At 66.9% G+C, this 24,800-nt stretch carries 17 protein-coding genes; 10 read left to right on the top strand and 7 right to left on the bottom strand.

Annotated features, from left to right (window positions below):
- Positions 1-499 precede the first annotated feature (499 nt).
- Entirely contained in the window at positions 500-1,180 is a 681-nt protein-coding gene (locus tag CH290_RS01525; protein ID WP_033189138.1) for a DUF8020 domain-containing protein, read from the top strand.
- 388 nt (positions 1,181-1,568) lie between these two features.
- Positions 1,569-2,621: a GNAT family N-acetyltransferase gene (locus CH290_RS01520; protein ID WP_141216114.1), complete on the top strand. Its 1,053-nt coding sequence runs from the start codon at positions 1,569-1,571 to the stop codon at positions 2,619-2,621.
- Between the two features lie 241 nt (positions 2,622-2,862).
- On the opposite strand, the gene CH290_RS01515 is transcribed toward CH290_RS01520, so the two are convergent.
- The 4 genes from CH290_RS01515 to CH290_RS01500 form a co-directional block, all read right to left on the bottom strand.
- A complete protein-coding gene (locus CH290_RS01515) occupies positions 2,863-4,188 on the bottom strand; it encodes a S1 family peptidase (protein WP_230620965.1) in 1,326 nt (441 codons plus the stop codon).
- Between the two features lie 103 nt (positions 4,189-4,291).
- Positions 4,292-5,407: a ribonuclease E domain-containing protein gene (locus CH290_RS01510; protein ID WP_033189141.1), complete on the bottom strand. Its 1,116-nt coding sequence runs from the start codon at positions 5,405-5,407 to the stop codon at positions 4,292-4,294.
- 84 nt (positions 5,408-5,491) lie between these two features.
- Positions 5,492-7,606, bottom strand: coding sequence for a LuxR C-terminal-related transcriptional regulator (locus CH290_RS01505; RefSeq protein WP_033189142.1), 2,115 nt, complete (start codon positions 7,604-7,606; stop codon positions 5,492-5,494).
- Between the two features lie 4 nt (positions 7,607-7,610).
- Entirely contained in the window at positions 7,611-9,440 is a 1,830-nt protein-coding gene (locus CH290_RS01500) for an Hsp70 family protein (RefSeq protein WP_230620966.1), read from the bottom strand.
- Between the two features lie 241 nt (positions 9,441-9,681).
- Between CH290_RS01500 and CH290_RS01495 the strand changes: the two genes are divergently transcribed.
- From CH290_RS01495 to CH290_RS01485, 3 genes are all read left to right on the top strand, one after another.
- Complete coding sequence (locus tag CH290_RS01495) at positions 9,682-12,453, top strand: IniB N-terminal domain-containing protein (protein ID WP_033189144.1); 2,772 nt, start codon at positions 9,682-9,684, stop codon at positions 12,451-12,453.
- A 103-nt stretch (positions 12,454-12,556) separates the two neighbouring features.
- A complete protein-coding gene (locus CH290_RS01490; protein ID WP_027498629.1) occupies positions 12,557-14,368 on the top strand; it encodes a dynamin family protein in 1,812 nt (603 codons plus the stop codon).
- Entirely contained in the window at positions 14,365-15,819 is a 1,455-nt protein-coding gene (locus CH290_RS01485; protein WP_033189145.1) for a dynamin family protein, read from the top strand. The genes CH290_RS01490 and CH290_RS01485 overlap by 4 nt, the downstream gene beginning before the upstream one ends.
- On the opposite strand, the gene CH290_RS01480 is transcribed toward CH290_RS01485, so the two are convergent.
- From CH290_RS01480 to treS, 3 genes are read right to left on the bottom strand one after another with little or no spacing between them, the layout of a single operon-like run.
- The gene (locus CH290_RS01480; RefSeq protein WP_020110766.1) at positions 15,809-16,759 is read right to left on the bottom strand and encodes an ABC transporter substrate-binding protein; all 951 of its coding nucleotides are present in this window, start codon (positions 16,757-16,759) and stop codon (positions 15,809-15,811) included. The genes CH290_RS01485 and CH290_RS01480 overlap by 11 nt on opposite strands.
- Positions 16,760-16,810: 51 nt before the next feature.
- Positions 16,811-17,386 (bottom strand): hypothetical protein, encoded by a 576-nt coding sequence (locus CH290_RS01475; RefSeq protein WP_033189146.1) that lies wholly within the window; start codon positions 17,384-17,386, stop codon positions 16,811-16,813.
- A gap of 40 nt (positions 17,387-17,426) precedes the next feature.
- Entirely contained in the window at positions 17,427-19,607 is a 2,181-nt protein-coding gene (treS, locus tag CH290_RS01470; protein WP_033189147.1) for a maltose alpha-D-glucosyltransferase, read from the bottom strand.
- A 229-nt stretch (positions 19,608-19,836) separates the two neighbouring features.
- Between treS and CH290_RS01465 the strand changes: the two genes are divergently transcribed.
- From CH290_RS01465 to CH290_RS01445, 5 genes are all read left to right on the top strand, one after another.
- Positions 19,837-20,337, top strand: coding sequence for a Pro-kumamolisin, activation domain family protein (locus CH290_RS01465; RefSeq protein ID WP_230620967.1), 501 nt, complete (start codon positions 19,837-19,839; stop codon positions 20,335-20,337).
- A gap of 277 nt (positions 20,338-20,614) precedes the next feature.
- Positions 20,615-22,459, top strand: a complete 1,845-nt coding sequence (dnaK, locus tag CH290_RS01460) for a molecular chaperone DnaK (RefSeq protein ID WP_019663821.1) — start codon at positions 20,615-20,617, stop codon at positions 22,457-22,459.
- Complete coding sequence (grpE, locus tag CH290_RS01455) at positions 22,456-23,109, top strand: nucleotide exchange factor GrpE (RefSeq protein WP_020110770.1); 654 nt, start codon at positions 22,456-22,458, stop codon at positions 23,107-23,109. Before dnaK ends, grpE begins: the two co-directional genes overlap by 4 nt.
- Before the next feature lie 31 nt (positions 23,110-23,140).
- Positions 23,141-24,319, top strand: a complete 1,179-nt coding sequence (gene dnaJ / locus CH290_RS01450) for a molecular chaperone DnaJ (protein ID WP_019663819.1) — start codon at positions 23,141-23,143, stop codon at positions 24,317-24,319.
- Positions 24,319-24,753 (top strand): heat shock protein transcriptional repressor HspR, encoded by a 435-nt coding sequence (locus tag CH290_RS01445; RefSeq protein WP_080748706.1) that lies wholly within the window; start codon positions 24,319-24,321, stop codon positions 24,751-24,753. The genes dnaJ and CH290_RS01445 overlap by 1 nt, the downstream gene beginning before the upstream one ends.
- The last annotated feature ends 47 nt before the right edge of the window (positions 24,754-24,800 follow it).

Genomic DNA, 24,800 nt, shown 5'->3' with positions numbered 1-24,800 from the left:
CTCGGGTCAGCCCGATCAGCCTAAGAGTAGCGGCGCTACCCGTCGGTAACAAGTTTGTTGTTACCGGCTGGTAACTTAGGGGCGGCTTAGATGCGGCTGCTGGTGACCGCGGGTTTTCCCCTACCGGCCGACGGGCTGAACCGGTCAGTAGGGTGTGTTCTGTAGGTCACGTTATGCCTAGCGAAGCAAGGGTCCGCAGAGAAGGCAGCCCTAAGTGCCCCGTCGAGGTGCCCCGAAAATTGGGGGCACGAAGATTCGAATTGGCTGAATTGCCCTGTTTTCACTGGTCTCACCGATTTCGGGTCGACATCTTGTGACGGGTGATAACCAATGGGACTCACATAGGCGCCAAGAGGATAACGTTCGGTCGGAGTTGTGAGATATGCTGCAGCGCGCACCGACTTACTCGCGGATTCAGTCTGGGGTGTATCTGCGTCTGACGGGCTACCTCTGTTCGGTACTGCCAGGCTCGATTGCATAGAAACGGAACAATCTCCACATGAAACTCAGCAAACTGGTCGTTACGGCAGCGTTCGTCGCTTCCGCAATGGGTCTTGCCAGCGGCACTGCCTATGCACAGCCGGCAACCGATGCCCCCGCACCCTCGGAAGAGGGCACCGCAGGCGAGAACATCGGCTTCGAATCCAACCTCGAGGACCGCACGATCGTCACGACGATCGACGCCGGAGTCTTCAAGGTCGCCGACGACGGCAAGACCGTCGACGTTCTCGACTCGACCGACAAGGTCGTCGTCACCCTGCCGCTGTCGTTCAACCTCGGCGGTCTGAACTTCCCGTACGAGCAGAACGTCGACAACGACGGCAAGACCCTGCGTCTCGTCCCGCAGCTGGACCTGACCAAGGCGTCGGCCAACTCCCGCAGCATCGGTGCAACGCCTGTTGCTTCGCCTGACGAGAACCTCAAGGCTCAGCAGACCTTCGCGTCGCAGCTCGGCCTCGCTACTGCAATCGGTGGCTTCACCGGTACGGCAATCGGCTTCGGAATCGGTGCAATCGGCTTCCTCGCGGGACCGGTCGGACTCGGCACGGTTCCGACGTTCGCCACCATCGGCGGCATCATCGGCACCATCGTTGCCGGTGGACCCACCCTTGTTGTTGCGGGCATCGACCTGATCAACACGCTGAACGCGCCTCCGGGAACCACCAAGTTCGCCAACTGAGCTTCCGCTCGAACGTAAAGAGCCCGTCACCTGTAATCAGGTGGCGGGCTCTTTCGTATGGACGAGCAATCAGACGAAGACTCCGGGCGAAGTCAGTTTGATCGCTTCGGCTGCGATGGTGAATGCGTAACCGAGGAGATCCAGGCCGACGCCGAGAATGCCGAGCATGAGGGGGCCTTTCGTTGAAGGGGCGAACGTCTATCGGTACTGGTGTACCGAATTTCCGGGTCGATCATACGATGCGAAGTCCCTCCGCGAGAGGTGCCGACGGCCGCGTCGGAGGCACCGATCCGTGTCATGCGAACGGATGTAGTTTGTAGCTCTCTTTACGAACTCTTGGTACTTTGGAGCGGTGGAAACGGGCATCGCGACGGTTACGGTAGAAGTCTTGTCGAGTGCCGAGTCGATTCTCGACGACTGGGAGGATCTGGCGTCCCGGGCTGGCACAGTGTTCTCGTCCCGACCGAGTTTCGTGCTCAACGTCGCCGGCGCGCTGCGGCTGAACGTCAGGTTCGTCGTCGTGCGTCGCGGTTGCCGCGTGGTTGCTCTGGCTCCCCTCGACACGGTCAGGCGTGGACCGTTCGTCCTGGCGAAGGTCGTCGGCAGCACGTTGGGGGTTCCCCTCGAATTTCTGAGTGACGACGAGGAAGCCTCGGACGTCCTCCTCGGTGCCGTCGCCGACCAGGGGTGGATGCTCACGGGTGACTCGATGATCGCGAACGACCCGACGGTGGTGCGACTGGGGCGGCACGGCGCATGGGACGCGGACGCACTCGTGCGCGAGAGGGTCCCGGTCGTCGTGCTGCGGCCCGGCGACACGGCGTCGAGTATCCGCAGTGCCAAGTCGTTGAAGCGGCTCCGTCAGTATCGATCAAAGATCGAGCGGCAATCCGAGTATCGGGTCGAGCAGATCAGAGATGTCGCCCATCTCGACGCGCGCTGGAACGACATCGTCTCGCTCGCCGCCGATTCCGTCGAAGGGACCGACAAGGTCAACTACCTCGTGGCGCCGCACGGGGAGTTCGCGCGTGACTTTCTTCGGAGCGAAGCTCGGGCCGGCCGGCTGTGCATTGCCGGGCTGGTCGTCGACGGGCGATGGGTGGCGCACGAGATCGGCGTTCGCACGCATCGTCGGATGGAGGGGTGGCTCACCCACTACGACCCGTCGATCGGCAAGCTCCAACCCGGACATCAGTTGATCGAGTGGTTTGCCGACACCCACGACAGGCTCGGCGTCGTGGAACTGGATCAGGGCGTCGGCGTCAACAAGATCAAGAGCGTGTGGGCCGACGCGGGGTACGACGTACTACGGGTGACGGCGGTTCCGAGGGCCTGGTGGCTTTCTGGGTGCATGAAGTCGGCGTTACGCAACCTTCCTTCGATCTTGGCCCGAACCCGCTCGGCGCTGCACAGAGCGGCCGAGCGGGCCCAAGATCGATGATCAGCGCGGCGGCGCCGGCAGGAAATCGATGGCGGTTTGCCACAGCGTCACGAGATACTGCGCGAGATCCAGCCAAATTCCGTTGAATGCAGACACTTTCCGCTCCCCCTGCTACGTAGACGTTGACCGAGAAAGCATACCTTCGGTTCGAAGAAAAGCCCCCGGATAGAACCTGGAGTTTGTTCTGCGGACAAAAATGTCGCCGCACCTCGTAGGAGATGCGGCGACAGGTGTGCAGAGACTACGTGACCGGCGAGGTGCGCACGGTTGTTCCGGTTTCCGAGGCGACCTGGTCGATGGGGATGCCGAGGCTTGCTGTGCCGCCGTACTGCGCGAGAGCCAGGTTGGCTTCGGTGCAGTCCGGTGCGCCACCGCTGTTGGAGCCGCTGGTGATACCGAGTGCAAGGGTGCCGGTGACGATGGCGCCGCCGCTGTCGCCCGCGAGAGTGCATGCCGTGCTGGCGAATCCGCGGACAGCTCGGCTGCTGCCGTCTTCCATGTACAGCAGAGTCTCGACACGATCCGCCGCCACGATGCCGCAGGTGAACGACGACGACTGCCCCGACTTGCACACCGGTGCGCCCACCACGGGAGAAGCAGTGCCGGTGATGGTGACGGTGCTGCCGTTGGCGCCGCGGACGGTGGGGCGATCCAGCCCGGAGGCGACGCCCTTGTCGTTCAGGTCGATGACGGACCAGTCGAGACCGCTGGCCGATCCGAGGCTGGAACGGTCGAAGCTACCGATTTGGGTGCTGTCGTTGACGTTCGCCGGGTTCGGCAGATAGACCGGCGCACCCCCGGCCCCGGTGTCAGCGTTGGGATTGCAGTGTCCGGCACTGAGATTGACCGGATTGCCCGAGCCGTCGGTGGCGTTGAAGCCGAACGAGCAGACGCTGATGTCCGTCGGCGACGTGCTCTTGATGTCGGACGTGGTGGTGATGTACGTGTCGCCGCCCATCGGCGACGGGTCGACGGGCTTCGGAGCGCCGGGGGACAGAATGACCTTCAGATTGGCAAGCAGCGTCGGCAGATTGAGCGCATTGCCGATCGGGCTGTTGACCACGTCGATGACGATCTGGTTGTCGAGAATGTCGATCGACGTTCCGTTGACCTGGCTGGCGACCTCACGAGGCAGCGACCCGATCCACGCATTCAAGTCGGACAACGACTTCTCGAGGCCGTCCGCGGACACCGGAGCCTTCGCAGTGTCGTACCCGTCCTTCGCCACGGCCTGAGCGGCGGCGTCGGATGTCACGGCGACGACGGCATTGCCGTCGGGACCGATCCAGGCACCCGCGAAATCGGACGGACGAGACGCACGGAAGTCGGACGCATACGTCGACAACTCCTGCGCGCGCGCCGCGCGGTCCAGGTACTCCTGCGGAGAGATCTTCAGGTCACGCACCACAGCGTCGGCCAGTTCGCGAGGAAGCTGATCGGCGGGGCTCTGCACCACGGAGTTGGCGTCACTCACTGGATCCGCCGAAGCGGGAGCCGCGAAGAGACCTATGGACAGAAACGCCGTCGAACAAAGCACTGCGGCGCGCAGTGCCCCCGTGTTACGCATGAAGTCCCTTCATCGGGTGCTGAGCATCAGCGACCCACCATAGGGCATGACGCCGACTATCACGGGAACCTGCAGGTCGGACGCCCGCCGACGCTGGTTTGAATCAGTTCTGTGGTGCCTCACGTAAGGGGGCACTCCCAGCATCGGAGGGATCCTCTTCCGGGTCGGCGTTGTCTCCCGCATCGGGGACCCCCGGGTCGGGCTCGTCTCCATCCGGGTCCTCGATACCGGGGTCCGCGCCCGGCTCCGGCCCGTTCGAAGGTTCTTCCGTCGGAGACTCTTCGGTACTGGTGGGAGGAGGGGTTTCGGCGACCGGGACGGTGCGTGGAAGTTCCGGGGTGGTGGTCTCGCTCGTCGGAGCGGGCTCGGTGGGGATGTATTCGACGCTCGGTGCGGGGATCTCCGGTACGTCGGACGCGATGGGTACGACTGTCGGGAAGGGCACTGTGGCGCGCGGCGCGGGTGTGGTCGACGGCGATGCAGCGACCGGTGCGCTTTCGATCTCCGGCAGGGCCGGGGCCGACGAATCTTGCAGCACCAGTGCGGTGACGGCTCCGCCGAGGGTCAGGACGCCGGCGAGCGCGACTGCGGCGAGCACCGGTGTTCGGGTCCAGAGGGGTCGAGCAGTACGCGCGACGACGATCCGTTCCGTCACTGCATCGACCGGATACTCCGACGCGATCGCTGCTGCGCCGCGTGCTGCGGCGACGCCCGAGTCCGAGCCGGCCCAGGTGGACTGACTCGACTCCGCCCAGGCCGTCAATGCTTCGGATTCTGCGACGAGTGCAACGTGGGCGAGGTCGTACCGGTTCATCGCCATGCGGACGGCCGAGACGCGCTCGGCTGTCCAGGTGGCAGGGAAGGTCGCGGCGGCGGCAACCGACGCCATGTCCGCACCGATGGACTGGGACACCTCGGCGAGGAGGCAGCGGAGAGTCATTGCGACGAGGTCGCCTGCCTCGTATCCGGAAGGAACCTCGTCTGCGACGTAGTCGGTGAACACGGCCGCATCGGGGTCGTCGGTTCCGCCGAGCGATGCGGATCCGTCGGCGTGGATGTAGAGGACAGTGTTGTGCAGGGACGCGATGTGCAGCGACGGGCTCGCGCTGTAGGGGTGCGAGACGGCAGCGATCGAGCGCTGATCGTCGATGTACAGCCCGACGTCCGGAATCCCACCGTCCACCGGGTTGTCACCGTCTGCCACGTGCCGGTTCACCATCGCCTGCGCTTTCCTGGTCTGCTCCGAGCAGGCGCACGACGCACCGGCTCACTGACCTGGATGTCGCATTCGGGGGTCCCGAAGTTACAGATCGGCCGATCCGGCGCCGTACCCGAGCGCACGCAGCATGGACAGCAACTCGGACCGGGATCCGGCGCCCAGCCGACGCCGGATACGTGCCACGTGATGCTCGACGGTTTTCGCCGATATGTAGAGGCGTGCACCTGCCTCGCGGTAGGTGACGCCCAGGACCAGGAGTTCGGCCACTTCGGCTTCCCGCGCGCTGAGCGAACCTTTGGGCTCCGCGGTCTCGTCCGTCGTGGGTGCTGCGGTGGGCAACCTGAGGGAGCGAGCAGTCTGGAGCAGCGACGTCGCGACGCGGGTGTCCGCCACGCGCAACGCTGCCTCGCTGGCGAGTCGGGCACCGTCCCACGACAGTCCGAACCGGGTCAGCGACTGCGCGGAGGCTTCCACGTCGGCGACGTTCGGGTTTCCCTGTAGTACCCCGAGCCACGCGCGTCCGGCCCCGGCCAGCGCAGCGGCGTACCGGTTGGACTCGGCGGCCTGGGCGAGTGCGCGGGCGTGCGGGACGAGATCGGCGGGATGCTCGGCCAGGATCGCGGCTTGGACGCCGTACCAGTGCAGCGACGACGACCAGGCGTGGGGCTCGTGCAGGTCGGCGATCACCGCGTCGGCCTGCGCGGTGAGATGCGCGACGCGTTCCGGCTGTCCCACGCGGACGGCCGCCAGAAGGAGCTCCCCGACGGGGAGGAACGACAGTAGATCCACCGAGTACGACGCGACGACGTCCAAGGCCTCGTCCCATGCGGTCAGCAGCGCTCCGGTGTCACCGGATCGCCTGGCCAGGCCGACGCGAAGACCTGCTTCGAAGAGTCGGTTTCGGTTATGAGACAGCGGGATTCGAACCGAGTCGAGGTGCGCCTGCGCGTCGGCGGTGTCGCCCGCGAGCATCGACGTCCACGCGCGCAGCAGAACGAGTCTCGCTCGGTGTGGATGCGCCGCAGGATAGGCGTCGATCGCCCGGCGGGCGGTGGCGTCGGCGCGTGCGAGATCACCGGTGTGCAGCGCGAAGAGTACGGCGACGGCCGCTGCGGAATCGGGACTCGCGCGACGAGTCGTGCCCGAAAACATGGCGGTCGCCTGCAGGAGTGTGCTTGTCGCGAGCGATACTTCGGGCGTCGACGTCGCTCGGATGGACTGCCGGATGCCTTCGGCGAGGAGCGTCGCCCGAGCCCCGGCCGCAGTCGGTGGACCGGCGGCGTCGGACGCTGCGAGCGACTCGGCGGCCGCTGAATTACCGGCGACGAGGGCAGCTGCGATCGCCAGATCCGCGTCGACGCCCGTCCTCTGCGGCCCGAGCCAGGTGTAGAGCTGGGCAGCGCGGGTCAGCATTCCGCGCTCGGCCGCGACGGCCGCCGACACCCGCACGGCGACACGGAGGGCTGCGACGTCGATCGAATCGTGTTGCCCGAGTGCCGCGTCGGCCAGCTCCTCGGCCGTGTCCAGATCGCCGAGCAGGAAGCAGTTCTCGGCCTGCGCCGGTGCGACGCTCACAGGATCTGCTCCCGCGGTCACGGCACGCTCGTACAGACGCACCGCGTGTTCCGGAGTGGCCGCCGAGGCGGCAGCTGTCAGGTACGTCGCGAGCTCGGGGTGTCGGATCCCACTGTGTGACAGAGTCACTGCGGTATCGAGATCGAGAGTGTCGGTTTTGCAGCGGTATTCGAGCAATTCGGTCGCCGTCGACTGCATCCGTCGCGTCCCGACGACGGTCTGCAGCGCGCGATCCACCTCCGGCAGCGATTCCAGCGTCGACGACAGTAAGCCAGCGGCGACGGCGTCCTCCGTCGCCGACCCGACATCGGCTCCGGTGCCGACCAGCTCGGTCACGACCTCCGGATCCGAGCCACCGCCGAAGTGCGCCAACAGAACAACCGTCTGCGCGGACTCCGACAGGGAGCGCAGGGCCTCGACCCGGTCCTCGAACACGGCGTCGGACACTGCCCGGGTGACCGCAACATCGGCCTCGGCCCGGGTGGCGGCGTCGAGTGCCACGTCGACCGACCTCGGGCAACCGCCGGTGAGCGTCGTGATCGCGGCGGCCAGCACCGCGGACACCGGACGGCCCCTCGACGCGGCCAGCGCCGCGACGTCCGACTTCGTCAGCGCAGTGTGCACGGAATCAGTTTTGTCCGGTCAGGCCACCGAGAACGCCGCCGAGACCGTCGACGGTCCCACCGACTACGCCGCCGACACCGTTGCCGAGGTCGCTGACAGCCCCGCCGACTCCGTTGCCCACGTCACCGAGAGTGGGGCCGTTGTAGGTGGGGCGCGACGGGAGTTGCGGGCTCGGGACATTCACGCTCGGCGCGGTCACGTCGGGAACCGTCACGACCGGTGCGGTGGGTGCTGTGCCGGCCGGAGGGACGGTACCCCCGGCGACGGGTGCGGCGGGGTTCTGCGCGGCGTTCGGGTCGGCGACGACGGTGCCGTCGGGTGCGATGATCATGCCCGGTGCGGGAACGAGGGTTCCGTCGGCTGCGACGGTCGGTGCGGGAAGGCCGTTCTGGGTGGTTGCGGCCGGGTCGGTGCCCTGGCCGGTGTCGGCGACGACGGCGGCCGTCGTGCCGGGCGCAGTCGTGCTCGTCGTTCCCGCGGTGTTCTCCGAGACGGTCTCGGCCGGCTTGTCGTCGGACGTCAATGCCGTGCCGACGGACAGGCCGCCGCCGGCGATGACGACGAGAGCGGCGACAGCGGCGACGACGATGCCTGCCTTCTTCCGGCCGGACATCCCGGCGGGCTCCGCCGAGGCCGATGCCGGAGCCGACGTCGGGGCCGGGCGTGGGGCGGGGCGGGTGGCGTCGGCGAGCATCGATGCAGGGTGCGCGGGCGGTGCGTCGGCGACGACGGCTGCGGAGATCTCGGCCGCGATGATCGCGCCGCCGATGGCGGGGATGCGGCCGGGGTGCGGACCGGTGACGACCGGGACGCGCAGTTCCGACGAGATCAGCTCGGCGACAAGGGGAATGCTGGAGCTTCCGCCGGTCAGGAGGACCTGGGTGACGTCGCCGACGTCGAGGCCGGTGGTGTGCAGGGTCTCGCGGATCAGCTCGACGGAATCGAGGATGGGTCGTCGGATCAGATCTTCGAGTTCGTCTCGGACAAGCCGTGTTTCGCTGCGCAGGCCGGGGAGGTCGACGGTCAGCGTGGTCGCGGTCTCGTACGACAGTCGCTCTTTCGCTTCGCTGCAGCGTGCGCGCAGTTCGACGAGAGCCCCGACGGTGTCCGGATCGAACGCGTCGAACTCGAAATCGCGACTACTGGAGACGGTGTCGAGGACGTACTGGGTGACGATGTGGTCGAACTGCGAGCCACCGAAGTCCTGCGAGTGGACGCCGGTCCCGATGACACCTGCGTCGAGCCCGGTACGCATGAGCGTGATACCGAGCGAGGTGGCGCCGAGGTCGTAGATGACGGTCAGGCCCTCGCCCTGCTGCCCGCGTGAGCCTTCGAGCCAGCGCATCGCGGCGAAGGACTCGGGGACAAGGGTGGTGTCGGGGAGGCCGACGCGATCGAGCGCTTCACGCAGCACGTCCGAGGTGTAGCCGGTCCACCGGTCCGGGTGGGCGACGACGATCGTCGCATCGGAACCACCCGCGTGAGCAAGCTCGGAGACGAGTACGTGGGTGGCCGTCGCGAACAGGTCCTCGGCGGCGTAGGAATTGCCCTCTTCGTCGATCAGGGGGACGGGGTCTCCCACCCGGTCAGCGAACCCGGTGACGAGGTGTCGCTGCTGTCGGTCGGTGAGGGCGGCCAGATCGGGGGAGGAGTCGGGACGAAGATCGAGGGCGGTCCGACGCTCGACGGTCGGCATGGCCTCGTCGGTGGCGAAATCACGCGGTGCGTACGGGTCGTGAGACGCGTCGAGGGTGGCCACCGAGGTGACCGTTCCGATCCGAATACCGATCCCTGCGCTCATCATCATCTCCGACTTCGTAATGGGCAGCGACACCCGTCGACGCTGCTGGTGATGTCGACAGCATGGCATCTTTCGTTACGTCTCACAGCTGGTGACGGGCCGATCGCGGGCAAATCCCCTAATGGCCCGGGATCCCCTAATGCCGGAACCCTGGGTGGCGCCGATGGAGTAGGGGGTTCGTCCCCGTTGGGCGAACCGCCCCCGGGCCATAGCTTTGTGATCAACCACGAACGACCCCCCGGAACCCCGCTTCCGAACATCCAAGGAGCCTCAGATGGCCACCAACGCAGTACTCGACTTCATCCTCAGCCTGCTTCGCGACGACGAAGCCGCAGCCGCGTACTGCGCCAACCCCGAAGCAGCCCTCGCGGCCGCCGGCCTCGGCGACGTCTGCCACGCGGACATCGTCGCCGTCGCCCCGCTCGTCGCCGAGTCCGGCTTGTTCGCCGGAGCAGGTTCGCAGCTCTCCGCGATCCTCGGCGCAGGCGCCGGTGCGGCAGGCAGCCTCGACGGTTCCCTCGCCGGTGGCGCTGCCATCGGAGGCGGGCTGTCGACCGGACTCGGCCTCACTGCCGGAGCCGTCGTGGGCGGCGGACTCGCCGGCGGCGGTGTCATCGGTGGTGGACTGGGCGGTGGACTCGGCGGCGACATCGACTTCGCCGGCGACATCGCAGCCCAGATCGGCGCCGCCCTCACCGCAGCACTGGCGGCAGGCGGGCAGATCGGTGTCGAGCTGGGAGCAGCGTTCGGCGCGGCACTCGAAGCCTTCCTCGGCGCAGGCGCAGCGATCGGCGGTGGCCTCGATCTGGACGGCGGCCTCGGTCTCGGTGGCGGCCTCGACCTCGGCGGCGCTCTGACCGGTCTCATCGGCGGCGGCCTCGGCTTGGGCGCCGGGATCGGCGCGGAGCTCGGTGCAGGCGTCACGGCAGGCCTGGACACGGCCCTCGACGCAGCGCTCGGCGCCGTCGGCGGAATCGACCTGGGCGCCATCGCCGGCGTCGAAGGGGCCCTCAGCGGAGCACTCGGTGCCGCATTCGGCATCGGCGGAGAGATCGGCGCCAACCTCGGCGCAGCACTCGGAAACGTCGTCGGCGCCGTCGTCGACGCGGGCCAGATCGACCTCGTGGGCGGCCTGGCAGGTGGCCTCGGAACCGCACTGACCGCAGGCCTCGGCCTCGGCGGAGGTGTCGCAGCCGGACTCGGGTCGGCCCTCGACGCAGCTATCGGCGCAGGCGCGGGCCTCGGCGGCGGATTGGGTGCAGGGCTGGAAGGCGTGTTCGCCGTACAGAGTGGTCTCGCCGCGGCTCTCGGATCCTCCCTCGGCGCGGTGCTCGACGCCGGAGCGCTGGCAGACCTCGATCTCGGTGGCCTCGCCGGACTGGACCTCGGCGGCATCGTGGCAGGCACCCTCGGAACCGCACTGGACCTCGACGCAGGCGTCGTCGGAGATCTGACCACGTCCCTCGGAACCGCCATCGACGGCGCGCTGGGAGCGGGCCTGGGCGGTGCCGCCAACCTCGAAGGCATCCTCGGCGCGGCATTCGGAATCGGCGGAGAAGCAGGCGCAGGCCTCGGCGCCGCACTCGAAGGCATTGCGGGACTCGAAGGCATTGCAGGACTCGGCGCTGGACTGGATCTGGGTGCGGCTCTCGGTGCAGGCGGAGCTCTCAGCGGCGCCCTCGACGGAGCGTTGGACGCAGTCGCCGGAGCAGCAGGCGGCCTGGACCTCGCTACCGGTCTGGAAGGACTCTTCGAGGCCGACGGCGGCCTGGCGTCGACCATCGGATCCTCTCTCGGCGCCGTGCTCGACGCCGGTGCACTCGCGGACCTCGACCTGGCGGGCGTCGCAACCGGCGACCTGGGCGCACTCGTCGGCGGAGCCGTCGGAACCGCGCTCGATCTCGACACCAGCGCAATCGGCAGCCTGACGGCCGCCCTCGGATCCGCGATCGACGCGTCCGCCGGGGTCGACCTCGACGCAGCAACGAACCTCGAAGGTGTTCTCGGAGCAGCCTTCGGCGTGGGTGGACAGGCAGGAGCCGACCTCGGCGCCGCACTGGACACGGTCCTCGACACCAGCGGAGCACTCGATCTCGGCGCAGCGCTCGGCGGCGGCGCAGAACTGGGCGGAGCGTTGACCGGAGCAGTCGACGCAGCCCTCGGCGCTGCAGGCGGTGCCACGGGCGGTCTGACCGGCGGCGCAGCCGGTGACCTCGGCGCAGGCGCAGTCGGCGGTGTGACCGCAGGACTCGGCGGCGGACTCGCCGCCGTCGGAAACGCGGGTGCAGGCCTGGCCGGCGGACTCGGTGGCGGACTGTCCGGCCTCGGCTCCCTCGGCGGTGGGTTGGCAGGCGGATTGGGCGGCGGCCTGACCGGTGCAGTCGGCGGCGCGGTGGACGGTGCTGCTCAGGCAGGTGCCGGTCTCGGTGGCGGACTGGCAGGAACGGTCGACGGCGCGGCCCAAGGTGCAGCCGGACTCGGCGGCTCGGTCGCAGGCGGCGTCGACGGAACCGTCGGCGCGGGCGTGGACGCTGCTGCACAGGCAGGCGCCGGACTGGGTGCGGGTCTCGGTGCAGGCCTCGGGGCCGGACTCGACGCGGGTGCGTCGGCAGGTGCAGGGATTGCAGGCGGATTGGCGAGCGGCGCAGCAGCCGGAACCGACATCGCAGGTGACGTTGCCGGCGGCCTCGCCGGCGGTGCGTCGGCTGGAGCCGACGTCGCAGGTGACGTGGCCGGCGGACTGCAGGGCGGAGTGGCCACGGGAGCAGACGTTCTCGGCGGCGCGGCAGGCGGACTGTCCGGCGGCTTCGACAGCGTCACCGACGCCGCGGGCAGCGCATCCGGCTCGTTCGACTCGCAGTACGACTCGCAGTTCGACTCCAGCAGCTGGTCTTCGGTGGACTCGAACGTGTTCGGTTCGGCGCAGTCCTCGCTGGACTCCTCGCTCCACTCGGAGGGCAGCCTGCACGGCGCCGCCGACAGCACCGCGGACTCGGTGGCCGACATCGCGTCGGTCGATCACCACACGGACCTGATCAACCCGTAACGTTCCACGAGGGAGAAGCACGGCCCCGGGCGGTTCTTCCGCCCGGGGCCTTTTCTCTCGTTAGAGTCAGGTCGGACGAATGCACGAGCACCGAAAGAAGGCCATGGACGGGCACGCGAAACAGCTGGCCGAGTTGCTCGATCGAACTGCGGCAGTGGCGCAGACGGTCGGTCGCTCCGATCTGGTGTCGAGGATGGAACTCGCGAAGGAACGGGTACTCGACCCCAGGAGACGCATCGTCGTCGTCGGGCCGTTGAAACAGGGAAAAAGCCAATTCGTCAACTCGCTGCTGAACCTGAACGTCTGTTCCGTCGGCGACGACGAGACGACGGCCATTCCGACCGTCGTGCAGAACTCCGAGCGTTCCTATGCCGAACTGGTGCTTGCCGATCCCGGTAACGACGCCGTGCGCGTCGAGGTTCCGCTGGACGAGCTGCAGAACATCACCCCGGCCAGCCCGCGAGCCGAGGGACGCGAAGTGCTCAGGCTCGAAGTGAACGTTCCGAGTCCGCTGCTCGCCGACGGACTGGTGCTGGTGGACACCCCCGGCGTCGGCGGTCACGGAAACCCGCATGCAGCAGGAACTCTCGGCCTCGTACCGTCCGCGGACGCAGTGCTCGTCGTGTCCGATGCCAGCCGCGAGTTCACCGAACCCGAAATTGCCTTCCTCCGTCAGGTTCTCGGCCTGTGCCCGTCGGTCGCAGTGCTGATCACCAAGACCGACCTGTACCCCCACTGGCGTTCGATCGTGGACGCCAACCGCGCACACCTGCAGCGCGAAGGCCTGGACGTGCCGATGATCTCGCTGTCCTCGCTGCTCCGCTCGCACGCACTACGACTCAGCGACGAGGAACTGAACGTCGAATCCGGTTTCCCCGACCTCTACGCGTTCCTGCGGGACAACGTGGTCGCGCGCGCCGACGCCACCACCCGAACGGCGGTATCGCTCGACATCCGTTCCGTCGCAGAACACCTGACACTCGCCATGGGAAGCGAACTCGCCGCTCTTCGTGACCCGGAACGAGCCGCTGCAGCAGTGGCCGGTCTGCAACGAGCCAAAGCCGCCGCCGAGGAACTGCACAAGAAGACCTCCCAATGGCAACAGACCCTCGCCGACGGCATCGCCGACCTGGCGTCGGACATCGATCATGATCTTCGGGATCGGCTGCGCAGGGTGACCCGCGAAGCGGAGGAGACCGTGGACGAGGGCGATCCCGGCTCCGACTGGGCCGAGCTGGGGGATTGGCTGGAGGAGCAGATCGCGGCGTCGGTCGGCGACAATTTCGTGTGGGCGCACGAGCGCGCGCTGTGGTTGGCCGAGCTCGTTGCCGAGCACTTCGCTGCCGCAGGGGCGGTGGCGCTCCCCGATCTCGATCTCGGCGATCTCGACGACGTGCTCGATCCCGTTGCGTCGCTGGCAGATCTGGAGACGGGCAAGATCGGCATCACGCAGAAGGTGCTCGTCGGGATGCGCGGTTCCTACGGCGGTGTGCTGATGTTCGGCCTGATCACCACCTTCGTCGGCCTGAGTCTGCTCAACCCCATCTCGATCGGCGCGGGTGTCCTCCTCGGAACCAAGGCGTACAAGGAGGACAAGGAGAACCGCGTTCGGACCAGGCGCTCCGAGGCCAAGATGGCGATCAGGCGATTCACCGACGACGTGAGCTTCCAGGTGGGCAAGGAATCGAAGGATCGCCTCCGGCAGATCCAACGGGTTCTGCGCGATCACTTCACGTCGATAGCTGAGCAGACGCTGCGGTCACTGAACGATTCGTTGCGGGCAGCGCAGGAAGCCGCCAACGTCGAACAGGCAGAACGCGGCACGCGCACAGCGCAGTTGGATCGTGAGATGAAAGTGGTCGCCGAGTTGAGCGAGCGGGCGGCTGCGTTGGTTCCGAGCGAGAAGTCACTGTGACGACGCTGTCCGATGCTCGTGCTCTGATCACCGCGGCTCGAAGCGCGTACTCCATCGACACCTACGGTGCGGCGACGTTGACCGCGTGCTTGGAGCGGTTGGATCAGCCGCTGCGGGTGGCGCTGGCGGGGTCGCTGAAGGCGGGTAAATCCACTCTGCTCAATTCGCTTGTCGGCCAGGACATCGCGCCGACCGATGCGACCGAGTGCACCAAGGTCGTGACGTGGTACCGCAGCGGTGCGACCCCGAGCGTCACGGCCTGGTACGACGGCGACCGATCCGCTCACGTTCCGGTACAGCGTCGCAGTGGGCGTCTGACGTTCGATCTGGGTGACCTGACGGCGACTCAGGTCGACCGACTCGACGTCGAATGGCCCGCGCGGGCGTTGACGCACACCACCATCATCGACACCCCCGGTACCTCGTCGTTGTCTCGGGACGTCTCGGCGCGGACGCTGTCGATGCTGACGCCGGAGAACGCGTCGTCGGGGGCGGATGCCGTCGTGTATCTGCTGCGGACGCTCAACGCGACGGATGTGTCGTTTCTCGGTCAGATCGGCGCGCACGTCGGCGGCGAATCGGGGCCTCTCGGCGTCGTCGGCGTCGTGTCCCGCGCCGACGAGGTCGGCGCGGGCCGGATGGACGCGATGATGTCGGCCAAGGAAGTGGCGGCCAGGTTCGCCTCGGAACTGGAGGCGACCGGACTGTGCCAGGCCGTCGTGCCCGTCGCCGGCTTGCTCGCGTTGGCCGCGGAAACGTTGCGACAGGCGGAGTTCGCCGCCTTCGAGGTCCTCGCCCAGGTGCCCGACGAGGACCTGCAGTTGGCGATGTTGTCCGCCGACAGGTTCTCACGGCCCGGGCTGTTGCCGGTCGACGCGGACCTGCGTGCATCGATCGTCGACCGGTTCGGCCTCTTCGGAATCCGCATGGCCGTCACGCTCGTCAAGCTCGGTGTGCGGGATTCGCCCACGCTGGCAGCGGAACTCGTCGAACGCAGTGGGCTCGACGAGCTCAGATCCGTCATCGACGTCCAGTTCGGCCAGCGCGCGGATCAGCTGAAACTGCATTCGGCGTTGGTGACGTTGCAGCGGACGCTGGAGGCTCGGCCCATTGCCGAGTCTGCACAGTTCCGTGCCGAAGCCGGGCGGATGCTCGCCGACGTCCACGGTTTCCAGGAGCTGCGGTTGCTGGGCAAGATGCGCGGAACGACGCCCACGCTCCCGGAGGCCGAACTCGCCGAATTGCAGAGGCTCATCGGCGGATTCGGCATCGACTCCTGGGTGCGGCTCGGCCTCGATCCGGATTCCGGGCAGGCGGAACGCTACGACCGTGCGCGCGCCGCCGCCCAGAAGTGGCGCAGACTGGCCGACCATCCGCTTCTCGACCAGTTCACCGCGCGGGCGTGCGGGGTCGCCGCTCGTAGTGCGGAGGGTATCGCGGCTACGACGTAGGCGTGTACAGCTGCTCGGCCAGATCGAGACTCCACAGCGCGGTGATCGGCCCGCCGTCGTTGGTGAACTTGTCGGTCCGCACGACTCGGTTCGACTGCACCGCAGGCAGGCCAGTCCACAGCGGATTGGCGTTCAGTGCACGCAACTCCTCCTCCGAGGTGATCGCAGCGACGAGCGCCTGCGCGTCGGAGATCTCCGACAGGTTCTCCGGTCCGAGATCCAGCTCGGGCGTCGCCCGGTCCCACGCGCTGCTGAAGTTGGCGCCGACGTCGATCAGGGCGGCGGCCGACACGCGCTCACGACCGATCGAGATTCCGCTGCCGTCGGATGTGGTGATCGGCAGAACCTCGGTGTTCGCGATGGCGTCGGCGTGGTCGGTCTTGATCTGCTCGACGCGGGCGTCGTACTCGTCGACGATCTCGGCCGCGCGGTCCTGCATGTTCAAGGCGTCGCCGATGGCGTCGACGTCCTGCTGCCAGGTGATGCCGGTGCCGTTCGAGCCGACGGGCAGCACCGGCGCGACGGCGCTGAGCTGGTCGTAGATCTCCTCGATCACTTCGTTGCGGCCGATGATCAGGTCGGGGTCGACGCGAGCGATCGACTCGACGTCGATGACGTTGCGTGGGAACAGCTCGGGCACCCCGGCGTCGCGCAGGCTCTTCATCGGTTCGGTGAGCGGGCCGGGGATTTCCGGCGGAGCTTCGGTCTCGACAGGCATACCGATCACCGGCAGATCGAACGCGATGGCGATGTCCAGGTCGCGCCTGCCGTCGATGACGACGACGGACTCGATCGTGTCCGGAACGGCGACGGTGCCGAATTCGGTGACGACGTCATGGGTGCCGGACGCGGACGGCGTCGACTCGTCGGTGGAGCTACACGAGGCGGCCAGCACGATCAGCGCGAGTGCGGCGGAAGCGCGGAGGAGTGGTGTTTTCACCTGGCAAGTAAAGCAAGCCTAAGCATGTATACAACAGTCGGGCGGCGAAGATCACTTCCCGGAGAGGCCGCTCCCCGCCGCCACCGCGGCGATGCCCGCACACCCCGCCCCGACAAGAGGAGCCCACTGAAGCGCGCCCGCCGCCACCGACCCGGCGTCGGACATGAAGGACCAGAACAGCACGAACGCGCCCGTCGCAGCCAACCCTGCCACGAGCAGTACGACGCCTGACAGGGAGCGGAGCCCGCTCAGTGCCCCATGGGATCGCGACCTTCCGGATGCCGCGAGGCTCAAACCGAGTGCCGCGACGATCAGCAGCACGGCGCCCACCCCAGCGCTCCCGAGCAACGTCACGGTCACCGTGTCCGAGATCTCCGACGCGGTGGCGCCGGAACCGTCGTCCGACACCGAGGTTTCGAGCGCAGAGCGCACCGCGTCGTACTTCAGAGCAACGACGGCTGCCAGTGCCAGCGCGACGACGGTCACGGCGGCCCAAGCACCGAGGGCCATCCGGAAGGCAACGCTCGATCCCCTCGAGTCCTGGCGCGGCCGGAGCGGCTCGACGGCGAACTCGGGGCGCTCCGGCTGCGGGCGAAGTTCTCGGCGGGTGTTCTCCGGTTCGGTCACGGGTGAAGATCCTATCCGTCGACGTACCGGAGCTTCTGCACTAGCGCAGGATCACCGGGATTCCTTGGTACGGGCCCAGTGTCAACGGGAAACTGTTCAACTCGTCGACGACGCCGATGTCCGAATCGTCGAACATGTCGTACACCCCGGCACCCACGGTGAGATGCTTCGACTGAATTGTCGCGGCCACCTCGTCGGACGTGAAGTTGATGACGGTTGCCTGGATGGTGCCCTGACCCAGTTCGTGGACCAACACCAGCAGGCCCTTGTGCGACACCGTCGGCACGTCCAGCTGCTGGGCGGTGGCGATTCCGTACCTGTTGCGCAACTCGATGATTCGCGCGAGCCTGCGGGCGAAGGACGACGGGTCCTTCAGCTGCTCGGGCAGCGAACCGTAGAGGCTGCGGCCTCGGGGAATACCGGACTCGGAGCGCACCGCATCCGGGTAGCTGTCCATCAGGTCGTGCGCGCCACGGTTGATCCACCGCGTGTCGCCCTCACGGATGAGGTCGGCCACGTCGTCGGCGTCGATGGGCAGGATGCCCAGCAGATCCCAGCCGGACAGCGCGAACACGCCCGGCTGCAGCGCGTTGTACATCGCGAGCATCAAATGCGCCGTCTTCACCGTCTCGATGTCGGACTCGTCCATGCGATCGAGATCACGGATGCCGAGCGAGGCAGTGATGACACTGGCTGTGGTGCAGGCGATTCCGTTGGTGGTGAACGTGCGGTTGTACGGCGCCCAGCGGCCGGTCAGGCGATCGGTCAGTTCCGCGCGAATCTGATCACCGAGGTCGGACCCCTTCACCACTTCACCGCAGTACTCGAACTCGTCCTCGGCATGCAGTGTGGCGAAGTGGATGAGCTCGAAGGTCAGCTCGTCGTGATTCTGCAGTGCGTGCACCAGCGATGCCGGGTCGACGCCGTGATCGCGCGCCAACGTCATTGTCAGGCGCAGGAACTCGGTGTTTCCCATGACCAGAGCGTGGTGGTAGGCGGGCCGGTTGATGAAGTCGTACGACAGATCGGCGCCGTTGGTGCCCATGGCTTTGATGTCGTCGATCGTCAGATTCAGCTCCTGGAAGGTGAACCCTCCCATCTTGCGCACCACGCTGGCGATCAGGTGATTCGCGGCCTCGGACAGGGGATGCCCCTCGGACCAGCCTGGACCCTCGGCGCGGCGTTCGACGCCCAGGAATCCGTTGGCGTCCAACCGAAGTGCACCCGCACCGAGATCGGCGATCGAATGGCACGCATCGCCGATCACCAGGCGCATCCCCGCGAACGAGGGGTCCAGCCAGTTGATCGACGGTTGTCCCGCCTTGAAGTAGTGCAGATACACCCAGCGTCGCTCGACGCCGTCGACACCGACGACGGGAGCCGTTGCGCTCCAGTTGGTTTCCTTGACGCCCAACTCGTAGAAGATCACCCGCTGCAACTGGCCGATGATGTAGCCGGCGCGCGCGAGATTGGCCTCTGCCTCGGCATCGATGTTCTGCGAATCCGCCCCTGCGCGTACGCGGGGGAGCAGGTGCCAGTCCTGCGGCTCGATCTCGACCATGTGGTAGATGCCCGGATAGTCCGCGACCGCCATTTCAGCGAGCCGGAAATCCGCGCCCTTGCCGGTGTGGCCGGGCACGATGTCGTCGATGACGATCCCGTCGTACGCGGCCGCGACGACGCACAGGCGTCGGAACTCGTCCTCGGAGCCGAACGCCGGGTCGATCTGCATGCCGATGCGGTCGAAGTGGCCGTCGACCGACGGTGTCGGTCGCCATCCGTGAATACCACCCGCGACCTTGACCGGTCCGGTGTGGACCGCGGTGATCCCGATGTCCGAGAACGCCTGCCACAGGGCCTCGTCGCCGAGGGTGTTGAGAAAGCTGGTGCGCGGAGCGTTGATCACGGAGATCGGGTACGCGGTGAACCAGACGGGTGCGCGCTCGACGGCACCACGCGGATTGGGGTCCGCATACGGGTTTTGCCACATGCTGCCCTTGCCGGAGAGCTGCTCGGCGATGAGCTTGGCGTCGCGCAGCATCGACTGCTCGGTGAGCCACTCGACGTATTCGGCATTGTCGGCCGAGGGCTCGCCGTCCTGCGGCGTGGAACCGTTTCGGTTCGCTCGACGTACGGAGGGGCGCAGCGGCTTGGGTCTGGCCGGATAGAACTTCTCGTCGTAGGTGATCTCGCTCGGTTCGTGCTGCACTTCGGGATCCATGTGCCTCCGTAGCCTCGCTTTCTTCCAAACCCTACGTACCCGGCGCTGCTTCTGCAGAGTTCCCCGCATGCCCTGAAAATTGGGGGTCGAAACCGAATTACAGGCGTGTAAGCCGAGACAACCGGTGTATCGGACCGTGTCCGTATCGAGACTGCCTGGTATGGAAAGTCTGCTTGTAATAGGTAATAGTTGAACGCAACAACAGCCACTTCAGTCACAGGAGTCACACATGCGTCGCTTTGCCCGCACCACAGTCTTGGCCTCGACGGCCGTGTTCGCCGCCGCCGTCGGTGCGGTCGCCCTGGCGCCCATCGCGTCGGCCGAGCCCGAGCCGACGGCCCCGGAATTCGGATCCTCGGTCGCGGAATCGACCGACCTGGTCGTAACGCTCGGAACCACGTGCGTCGACAAGACCGCCGACAAGCCCGAGGACGGCAAGGTCGTCGCACTCGAGGTGACAGTGAAGAACGTCGGCGAGAGCGACGCCGCGAACGTCTCGGTGAACTACGGAGCGATCCCGGCCCCCGCCGGTGCCGTCACCGAGGACAAGATCGTCAAGGGCGAAGACGCCACCATCACCGTTCCCAGTGGGGACGCGGCGTGGGTCTCCCGTCCCGCCGGGGCCGTGGCCTTCTCTCCTCAGCTCGACGCCAACTACGTGGACAACGTCAAGGTCGAGTTCCTGACCCTGGATTGCTCCCCGGCCGAACCCATCGAGGGCGACGAGTAAGAGACTTCTCCCAGCCCGCACACCGCAGGGCGCACCGACTACGCACGACGAACTACGCCGCGACGAGCATCTGCCGTCGCGGCGTAGTGCTGTCCCACTCACATAAGGGCGCGGAGCGCCGGCCGGGAACAAATCTGCAACCGCCTCCGTTGGAGCTTTCGTAGCCTTGAGTGGATGGGGCTCAAGTCCGGTTTGACAGAAGTCGAAAACGTCTTGCAGACTTGAGTGCAGTTCGCTCAGCTAGGAACCAATCAAGCAACAAACAGGAGGAAACACTATGGCTCGTGCGGTCGGTATCGACCTCGGGACCACCAACTCGGTCGTGTCCGTCCTCGAGGGCGGCGAGCCGGTTGTGGTCGCCAACTCCGAGGGATCACGCACCACCCCGTCGATCGTCGCTTTCGCCAAGAACGGTGAAGTGCTCGTCGGCCAGCCCGCGAAGAACCAGGCGGTTACCAACGTCGACCGCACGATTCGTTCCGTCAAGCGCCACATCGGCACGGACTGGACCGTCTCGATCGACGACAAGAAGTACACCTCGCAGGAGATCTCCGCGCGCACGCTGCAGAAGCTGAAGCGCGACGCCGAGGCCTACCTGGGCGAGGAAATCACCGACGCGGTCATCACCGTTCCGGCGTACTTCGAGGACGCGCAGCGCCAGGCAACCAAGGAAGCCGGCCAGATCGCAGGCCTCAACGTTCTGCGCATCGTCAACGAGCCCACCGCGGCTGCGCTGGCATACGGCCTGGACAAGGGCGACAGCGAGCAGACCATTCTGGTCTTCGACCTCGGTGGCGGCACCTTCGACGTCTCCCTGCTGGAAATCGGCGACGGCGTCGTCGAGGTCCGTGCAACGTCCGGTGACAACCACCTCGGTGGTGACGACTGGGACGAGCGGATCGTGACCTGGCTCGTGGACAAGTTCAAGGCTCAGAACGGCATCGACCTGACCAAGGACAAGATGGCCCTGCAGCGCCTGCGTGAGGCTGCGGAGAAGGCGAAGATCGAACTGTCCTCCGGACAGAGCACCTCGATCAACCTCCCGTACATCACGGTCGACGGCGACAAGAACCCGCTGTTCCTCGACGAGCAGCTCAGCCGCTCCGAGTTCCAGAAAATCACCTCCGACCTGCTCGACCGCACCCGTGCGCCGTTCCAGGCAGTGGTCAAGGACTCCGGCATCGCCGTCAAGGACATCGACCACGTCGTGCTCGTCGGTGGTTCGACGCGTATGCCTGCCGTCTCCGAGCTGGTCAAGGAGCTCTCCGGTGGACGCGAGCCCAACAAGGGCGTCAACCCGGACGAGGTCGTGGCCGTCGGTGCTGCACTGCAGGCCGGTGTGCTCAAGGGTGAGGTCAAGGACGTTCTGCTCCTCGACGTCACGCCGCTGTCCCTCGGCATCGAGACCAAGGGTGGCGTGATGACCAAGCTCATCGAGCGCAACACCACCATCCCGACGAAGCGGTCCGAGACCTTCACCACGGCTGACGACAATCAGCCTTCGGTGCAGATCCAGGTCTTCCAGGGTGAGCGCGAGATCGCCTCGCACAACAAGCTCCTCGGCTCCTTCGAGCTGACCGAGCTGCCCCCGGCTCCTCGCGGCGTCCCGCAGATCGAGGTCACCTTCGACATCGACGCCAACGGCATCGTGCACGTCACGGCCAAGGACAAGGGCACCGGCAAGGAAAACACGATCAAGATCCAGGACGGCTCCGGTCTGTCCAAGGAAGAGATCGACCGCATGGTCGCCGACGCGGAAGCTCACGCCGACGAGGACAAGGCTCGTCGCGAAGAGGCCGAGGTCCGCAACCAGGCCGAGTCGCTCGTCCACCAGACGGAGAAGTTCGTCAAGGACAACGAGGACAAGGTCGACGCCGAGCTCAAGGGACGCGTCGAGACAGCCATCGAAGAGGCCAAGTCGGCTCTCGCAGGCAGCGACATCTCGGCAGTGAAGACCGCCGTGGAGAAGCTGTCGACCGAGTCGCAGGCTCTCGGCACCGCCATCTACGAGGCTCAGGCCAAGGAACAGGGCGGCGCAGAAGGGGGAGCTCAAGCTGCTGACGACGGTGTCGTCGACGCAGAAGTTGTCGACGAGCCGGCCGACGACGCGGAGAAGAAGTGAGCCCCCGCGACAGCGATCACGATCTGCAGCACACCGAGCAGGAACCGGTCACTTTCGTGGACAAGCGAAAGATCGATCCCCAGACCGGTGAGCCTCGGGAAGGTGACGCAGTACCGGAGCCCCTCGCGGGCACCGGCACTGCGCCCCAACCCGACTCGGTGGACGACGAGGGCATCGAAGCAGAGGTGGTCGTCGACCCGCGTGACACGCAGGTCTCCGAACTCACTGCGGATCTGCAGCGAGTGTCGGCGGAGTACGCCAACTATCGGCGTCGAACCGATCGGGAGAAGCAGACGGGAGCGGAGAACGCCAAGGCGTCCGTCGTGTCCCAGCTTCTTCCCGTCCTCGACGATCTCGAGCGTGCGCGTCAGCACGGCGATCTCGAGACCGGGCCGCTGAAGTCGGTGGCGGACAAGTTGGCGGGAGTGTTCGCCAACATCGGTCTGACCACGTTCGGCGCCGAGGGTGACGCGTTCGACCCGGCGGTCCACGAGGCCGTCTCGCACGAGGGCGACGGAAGCAATCCCGTCGTCGGGACCCTGATGCGTCCGGGCTACAAGCTCGGCGAGCGGGTTCTGCGGACAGCAATGGTCGGCGTCGTCGACGATGCTGGACAGCACTCGGATGCGCCTGCATCCGACGAGCAGTAAAAAGAGATAGCGCGGAAGGAGGAAACGCCCGGTGAGCCAGCGGGAGTGGATCGAGAAGGACTTCTACAAGGAGCTGGGCGTTTCCTCCAGCGCATCTGCAGAAGAGATCAAGAAGGCGTACCGCAAGTTGGCGCGGGACAATCACCCCGACGCCAACCCCGGCAACGCCAAGGCCGAGGAGAAGTTCAAGGCCGTCAGCGAGGCCAATGCGGTCCTGACGGACCCGGCGAAACGCAAGGAGTACGACGAGGCCAGGCGGCTGTTCGCGTCGGGCGGCTTCGGTCGCCAGGGCGGCGGTGGATTCAGTCCTGGCGCAGGCGGATTCGGCGGCGGCGGGCAGACGTTCGACGTCGGCGACATCTTCGGTCAAGGTGGCGGCGACGGCGGTATCGGCGACCTGTTCGGTGGCCTGTTCAACCGCGGCGGCACTCAGCAGCGCACCGCGAGCAGTCGTCCGCGACGCGGAAGCGACGTCGAGACCGAGACCACTCTCGGTTTCCGTGAAGCCACGCAGGGTGTGACGGTTCCGCTGCGTCTGACCAGTCCGTCGTCCTGCACCACGTGCCACGGCAGCGGTGCCAAGCCCGGGACCAGTCCGCGGGTGTGCCCCAAGTGCAACGGCGCGGGCGTGATCAACCGCAACCAGGGAGCGTTCGGGTTCAGCGAGCCGTGCGACGACTGCCGCGGGACCGGTTCGATCATCGACGACCCGTGCGCCGACTGCCGCGGAACGGGCGTGCAGAACCGCACCCGCACGATCACCGTGCGCGTGCCCCCGGGCGTGTCCGACGGTCAGAAGATCCGTCTCGCCGGCCAAGGTGAAGCAGGACTCCGCGGAGCTCCGTCGGGTGACCTGTTCGTCACGGTGCGCGTGCGAGCGGACAAGGTGTTCGGACGCGACGGCGACAATCTGACGGTCACCGTCCCGGTCAGCTACGGCGAGTTGGTACTCGGAACCACGCTGTCGGTTCCCACGCTCGACGGCCGCGTCGGCGTGAAGGTGCCGCCGGGAACTGTCGACGGTCGGGTGCTGCGCGTCCGCGGACGAGGTGTCCCGAAGAAGACAGGTACCCCCGGTGACCTCATGGTCACGGTCAAGGTCGCTGTACCGCAGAAGCTCGACGACCCGGCCACCGAAGCATTGAACGCTTATCTGGAAGCCGAGAAGGCCAGCGGATTCGACCCGCGGGCCGGGTGGGCAGGTGCGTAATGACTGTTCCTACTGGCGGGGGTTCGGGCCAAGGTAATTCTGGTCATTCCGCAGGCTCCGCTCCCGGTGACCCCGACGCTCAGGTCTTCGTCATCTCCGTAGCTGCACAGCTCGCGGGAATGCACGCCCAGACGCTGCGCACCTACGACCGCCTGGGTCTGGTCACCCCGCACCGGACCACCGGCGGTGGGCGTCGGTATTCGCCCCGCGACGTCGCGTTGCTCCGCGAGGTGCAGCGGTTGTCGCAGGACGAAGGCGTCAACCTCGCCGGCATCAAGCGCATCATCGAGCTGACCAACCAAGTCGAAGCTCTACAGGCGCGAGTGTCCGAGCTCGCCCAGGAACTCGCGAACGTCCACGCGAGCTACCGCCGCGACCTCGTACCGGTTCAGCGCAACGCCCTCGTCGTCTGGAAACCGCGCAACCAGCGCTGACGCCCCACCCACGCTCGCCGACGCCTGTGCGTCGGCGAGCTTTTTCG

The sequence above is a fragment of the Rhodococcus sp. 06-156-4 genome (genome assembly GCF_002259345.1).
Taxonomy (GTDB): Bacteria; Actinomycetota; Actinomycetes; order Mycobacteriales; family Mycobacteriaceae; genus Rhodococcoides; species Rhodococcoides fascians_E.
The sequence above is the reverse complement of the archived record's forward strand: the minus strand, read 5'-3'. Positions and strand labels throughout refer to the sequence as shown.

Coding starts and splice junctions, on each gene's coding strand:
- CH290_RS01515 (WP_230620965.1), bottom strand. CDS start 4,188: ATGCGTAACACGGGGGCACTGCGCGCCGCAGTGCTTTGTTCGACGGCG.
- CH290_RS01490 (WP_027498629.1), top strand. CDS start 12,557: ATGGACGGGCACGCGAAACAGCTGGCCGAGTTGCTCGATCGAACTGCG.
- treS (WP_033189147.1), bottom strand. CDS start 19,607: ATGGATCCCGAAGTGCAGCACGAACCGAGCGAGATCACCTACGACGAG.
- CH290_RS01510 (WP_033189141.1), bottom strand. CDS start 5,407: ATGGTGAACCGGCACGTGGCAGACGGTGACAACCCGGTGGACGGTGGG.
- CH290_RS01495 (WP_033189144.1), top strand. CDS start 9,682: ATGGCCACCAACGCAGTACTCGACTTCATCCTCAGCCTGCTTCGCGAC.
- CH290_RS01465 (WP_230620967.1), top strand. CDS start 19,837: ATGCGTCGCTTTGCCCGCACCACAGTCTTGGCCTCGACGGCCGTGTTC.
- dnaK (WP_019663821.1), top strand. CDS start 20,615: ATGGCTCGTGCGGTCGGTATCGACCTCGGGACCACCAACTCGGTCGTG.
- CH290_RS01445 (WP_080748706.1), top strand. CDS start 24,319: ATGACTGTTCCTACTGGCGGGGGTTCGGGCCAAGGTAATTCTGGTCAT.
- CH290_RS01525 (WP_033189138.1), top strand. CDS start 500: ATGAAACTCAGCAAACTGGTCGTTACGGCAGCGTTCGTCGCTTCCGCA.